The organism is Streptomyces sp. WAC05292 (assembly GCF_003949955.1).
GTDB classification, from domain to species: Bacteria; Actinomycetota; Actinomycetes; order Streptomycetales; family Streptomycetaceae; genus Streptomyces; species Streptomyces globosus.
The window spans coordinates 1-4987 of the sequence record NZ_RPSE01000438.1 but is presented as its reverse complement, the minus strand read 5'-3'; the positions used below and the strand labels follow the sequence as shown (position 1 = coordinate 4987).

The 4987-nt window shown below is 77.7% G+C and carries 5 protein-coding genes; 3 read left to right on the top strand and 2 right to left on the bottom strand.

Annotated features, from left to right (window positions below):
• The 3 genes from EF903_RS28690 to EF903_RS28685 all read left to right on the top strand — a co-directional run.
• Positions 1-824: S9 family peptidase (locus tag EF903_RS28690; protein WP_148142594.1), on the top strand; the 824-nt coding region annotated here is incomplete at its 5' end.
• Between the two features lie 116 nt (positions 825-940).
• On the top strand, positions 941-1099 hold the full coding sequence (locus EF903_RS34420) for a hypothetical protein (RefSeq protein WP_185902878.1): 159 nt from the start codon (positions 941-943) through the stop codon (positions 1097-1099).
• A gap of 140 nt (positions 1100-1239) precedes the next feature.
• Positions 1240-2379 carry an ATP-binding protein gene (locus tag EF903_RS28685; RefSeq protein WP_125547926.1) on the top strand — a complete coding sequence of 380 codons (1140 nt, stop codon included), beginning with the start codon at positions 1240-1242 and terminating at the stop codon, positions 2377-2379.
• Positions 2380-2747: 368 nt separating this feature from the next.
• Here the strand turns inward: EF903_RS28685 and galK are convergent, their stop codons facing one another.
• Together galK and galT are read right to left on the bottom strand one after the other, a co-directional pair.
• The gene (galK, locus tag EF903_RS28680) at positions 2748-3905 is read right to left on the bottom strand and encodes a galactokinase (protein WP_125547925.1); all 1158 of its coding nucleotides are present in this window, start codon (positions 3903-3905) and stop codon (positions 2748-2750) included.
• Entirely contained in the window at positions 3902-4930 is a 1029-nt protein-coding gene (gene galT / locus EF903_RS28675) for a galactose-1-phosphate uridylyltransferase (protein ID WP_125547924.1), read from the bottom strand. The genes galK and galT overlap by 4 nt, the downstream gene beginning before the upstream one ends.
• Positions 4931-4987 lie beyond the last annotated feature (57 nt).

Here is a 4987-nt window from a genome sequence, read left to right as displayed (position 1 = left end):
GTAGTACCAGCCGCCGAGTACGAGGCCGCCCCGTGCCGCTGCGCTGCCGCGCACGGGACGGCCTCGTACTCGGCGGCTGGTACTACCGCGCCCCCGACCGCGACCCGGGCCGGCCCGGCCCCTGCGTCGTCCACCTCCACGGCGGCCCCGAGGAGCAGGAGCGCCCCGTCTTCAACCCCCTCTACCACGAGATCCTCGGCCGCGGCATCGACGTGTTCGCCCCCGACGTCCGCGGCTCCTCCGGCTGGGGACGCTCCTTCGTCGACGCCGACCTCGGCACCGGCCGCTTCGCCGCCATCGACGACGTCGCCGACTGCGCCGCGCACCTCGTCGCCGAGGGCCACGCCGATCCGCTCCGCCTGGCCGTGATGGGCCGCTCGTACGGCGGCTACCTCACCATGGCCTCCCTGGTGTGGCACCCGGAGCTCTTCCGCACGGGCGTCGCCGTCTGCGGCATGTCGGACCTCACCACCTTCTTCGACGGCACCGAGCCCTGGATCGCCCGCTCCGCGGCCGCCAAGTACGGCCACCCCGAGCACGACAGGGAACTGCTGCGCGCCCTCTCCCCGATGAGCCGCATCGACCGGCTGCGCGCGCCCGTCCTCGCCGTCCACGGCGAACACGACACCAACGTCCCCCCGACCGAATCCGAGCAGTTCGTCCGGGCCGCACGCGCCCAGGGAGTCCCCGCCGAGCTGCTGACCCTCCGCAACGAGGGCCACGACTTCCTGCGGGCGGACACCCGCCGCCTCTACCGGCGGGCCGCCGCGGACTGGCTGGAGCAGTACCTCGTACCCGACCGCACGGGCCGCCGGGGCGCCTGAGTACTTCCGCTCCCCGTCCTGAGTATCCGCACGGCTCCGTGCCGCGGCCCCGCCGTGCGAGATTTCCTTCCGGCGCGGGGGCCGGGCGGTCCGGCCCCGTTCGGGAGGGACCGGGCATGGACTTCTTCGACGGGGAAGCGGGCGGGCGGGACGAGCCGGCAGCGGGCGCCGGCGGCGGCTGCACATGGGCGACCGCCGCGCTCCTGGGCATCGCGGCCGCCCTGGCGGCCGCGGTCGCCGCCCTCTTCGACCTCGTGCGGGGCCTCGTCCCGTGACCTTCCGCCGCCCGGGGCCCGCGGCCGGCCCACGTCGGCCGAGGACCGCCTTGACGGCCCACCTGCGGCGGGATCCACTGAACGCGGTGGCACCCGCCCGCGCGGCGGATGCCGGGGGACCGGTCCACAGGGGGGACGGAGTGGGGCTTCAGCGTGCGCGGCGCGTCGCCTTGCAGGTCGTCGGACTCTACCGGCTGGCGCACCTCCTGTACGCGGCCGGCGTGGTGACGGCCGATCCCGTCGACGCACGCGCCGCCGCCATCCTCGCCGCCGTGTGCGCCGTCACCCTCGCCGTCTACGGGGCAGGACTGCGGCACGGCCGGATACCCGACCGCCTGATGTGGACGGACGCGGGCGTGAACGGATGCCTGCTCCCGCTCGCGGCCGCCGTCGCCATCGGGGAAGGGCCCGCCGCGGAGGCGCACGGCTGGCTGGCCGTCCAGGCGCTCTCCGCCTCGGCCGCCGCCGTCGTGTCGCTCCGCTGGCGCGGCACCGTCCTCTGCTTCGTCCTGCTGACGGCGACCTCGCTGGCCGTGCACCAGGTGGTGCGCCGGCCCGACACCGCCGGACTCCTGGAACACCTCAGCGCCCTCGCGATGAGCAGCGGCCTGATGGCCGCCGGCTGGTGGTACGTCAGACGCCAGGGCATCCTCCTGGACGACGCGCAGCAGCGGGCGCTGGCCGCCGAGGCGGCCCGCGCCCGCCAGGCCGAGCGGACCGCCCACCACGCCGCACTGCACGACACCGTCCTCGCCACCCTCACCACCATCGCCTCCGGCGGCGTCGACGCCAACGCGCAGGCCGTCCGCGACCGCTGCGCCCGCGAAGCGGCCTACCTGCGGCGGCTCGTCCAGCTCACCGACGACCCCGGACCCGGCCGTCCGCCCCCGGCGGGAGGGACGGCCGGCACCGCCGCCCTGGAGGAGGCCGTCCGCTCCGCCGAGGCGCTGGGACTGGTGGTGAAGGCGCAGTACCACGCCGTGCCCGAGCTCCCCGGGGACATCGCCGCAGCCGTCGCCGCGGCCGCCTCCGAGGCGCTGAACAACGTGCGCAGGCACGCCGGAACCGGCCTGGCCTACCTCACCGCGGCCGGCCGGGCCGGCGGCCTGGAGGTCACCATCGCCGACCGCGGCACCGGCTTCGACCCCGCGGACACCGCCGGCGCCGGTACGGGCCTGCGCCGCTCCGTACACGCCAGGATGGCCGCCGCCGGCGGCGCCGCCCGCGTGGACAGCCACCCCGGCGAGGGCACCGTGGTCGAACTCCGCTGGCCCGCCTGACGCACACACCGGCCGGTACGGCGCTCGCGGCCCGTCGGGGGCCCGCCACCTGCCGGTCGGCCTCACGCACCAGGCCGGCCGGTCGCCGGCCTGACCCCGCACGGCGGCCGGTACGGCGCTTCGCGGCCCGACAGCGAGCCCGCCGGCCCCGCGCCGGCCGGCCTGGCGCGTGTACGACGCGGCCTACGACGCCTGCGGGCCGGGGCGACACGCCGCCATCAGCCGACGCGCCTGTCGGCCCGGCGGATGTACGGCGGCCCGTGCGACGCCGGCGGCCTGCGGGCGGCGCATCCCCCAACCGGCGCGCCGGCCGGCCCGACCCCCGTACGCCCCGCCGGGGCGGGGCCCGCGGCCGGGCGGTGAGCCCCTCAGCCGATGCGGCGGGCGCCCGGCGACGGCACGGCCTCCAGTACGGCCGGCGCCGCGCAGCCGGCCGCCGCGAAGGCCTCCGCCACCGCGCCGGCCACGGCCGCCGCCTCCCCGGCGCGGACCAGGGCGATCACCGAACCGCCGAACCCGCCGCCCGTCATCCGCGCGCCCAGCGCCCCCGCCGCGACCGCGGACGCCACCGCCAGGTCGGTCTCCGCACAGGACACGCCGTAGTCGTCGCGCAGGGAGGCGTGTCCCTCCGTCAGCAGCGGCCCCAGCGCCTCGGGCCGCCCGGCGGCCAGTTCCGTGACGGCCCGGCCCACCCGCGCGTTCTCGGTGACCACGTGCCGTACGAGCGGGACGAGTTCGCCGGGCAGGGCCGCCAGCGCCGCCGGCAGGCCCGCACCGTCCAGGTCCCGCAGGGCGGGCAGGCCGAGCAGGCCGGCGGCCCGCTCGCACCCGGCCCGCAGGGCCGCGTACGCCCCGTCGGCGAGGTCGTGCTTGACGCGGGTGTCCAGCACCAGCAGGCGCAGCCCGTGCCCGCCGAGGTCGAACGGCACCTGCCGCACCTCCAGGCTCCGGCTGTCCAGGTGCAGCGCGTGGCCGCCGGTGCAGCACACCGACGCCATCTGGTCCATCACGCCGCACGGCACCCCCGCGTAGGCGTTCTCGGCGTGCTGCGCCGCCCGCGCCAACTCCGGCCGCGCCAGGCCCAGCCCGTACAGCTCGTCGTACGCGACGGCCACCGCGCACTCCAGGGCCGCGGAGGAGGACAGCCCCGCCCCCGCGGGGACCGCGCTGTCGAGGTACACGTCGGCGCCGCCGGCCGGCAGCCCGCGCTCGCGCAGCGCCCAGACCACGCCCGCCGGGTAGCGCGCCCAGCCCGCGGTGGCGCCGGGTGCGAGGTCCGCCACCCGCAGCTCGGCGGTCGCGGCGCCGCCCTGGGCGCTGTGCAGCCGCAGCAGGCCGTCCCCGCGCCGCCGTGCGGCCAGCACCACCGCCTGCGGCAGCGCCATGGGCAGGGCGAACCCGTCGTTGTAGTCGGTGTGCTCGCCGATCAGGTTGACCCGGCCGGGCGCCGCCCAGACCCCCTCGGGGGAGCCGCCGTGGACCCGCCGGAAGCCGTCGCGCACGGCGTCGGCCGCGTCCGCGGTCACCGCGCCTCCCGCAGCCGCCGGGCGGCCGTCTCCGGGGCCACGTCGTTCATGAACGCCTCCATGCCGGACTCCGTCCCGGCCAGGTACTTGAGCTTGTCGGCTGTCCGCCGCACGGTGAACAGCTCCAGGTGGAGGGCGAGTTCGCCCCCGCCGGAGAGCGGCGCCTGGTGCCAGGCGGAGACGTACGGCGTGGGCGCGGCCAGCCCGAAGAGGCGGTCGAACCGGCGCAGCAGGTCCAGGTAGAGGCGGGGGAACTCGGCGCGCTCCGCCTCGGTGAGCCGGGTCAGGTCGGGCACCCGGCGGTGCGGGTACAGGTGCACCTCGTACGGCCAGCGGGCGGCGTAGGGGACGAACGCGGTCCAGTGCTCCCCGGCGAGGACCACGCGCTCGCCGGCGGCGCGGGACTCGGCGAGCAGGTCCTCGAACAGGTTCCGCCCGGTCGCGGCGCGGTGGGCTGCCGCCGCGGCGAGGTGTTTGGCCGTCCGCGGCGCGACCGCGGTGAACGCGTAGACCTGCCCGTGCGGGTGGGGGAGGGTCACCCCGATCTCGGCGCCCCGGTTCTCGAAGCAGTACACCTGCACCACGCCGGGGCGGGCGGACAGCTCGGCCGTCCGGTCGGTCCAGGCGTCGAGGACGAGCCGGGCCCGCTCGGGGGTGAGGTCGGCGAAGCCGGCGTCGTGGTCGGGGGTGAAGCACACCACCTCGCAGCGGCCCGTGGGGCCGGAGAGGGAGGGGAAGCGGTTCTCGAAGACGGCCACCTCGTAGTCGGCGGCGGGGATCTCGCTCTCCCGCCCTTCCCGGGTGGGGCACAGCGGGCAGGAGTCGGCGGGCGGGAGGTGGGTGCGCGACTGCCGGTGCGCGGCGATCGCCACCCAGTCGCCGGTGGCCGGGTCCCGGCGCAGCTCCGGAACGCTTCGGACGCGGTCCGGCTGCCGCCGGTCCCGGGCCCGGCGGTCCCGGCCGGGGGCGCTGTCGTAGTAGATGAGCTCGCGGCCGTCCGCGAGTTCGGTGACGGTCCTGTACACGTCCTCGCCTGATCTGTCGTGTGGGTGCGCGGGCAGAGGGGCCGGCGGCAGCCGGAC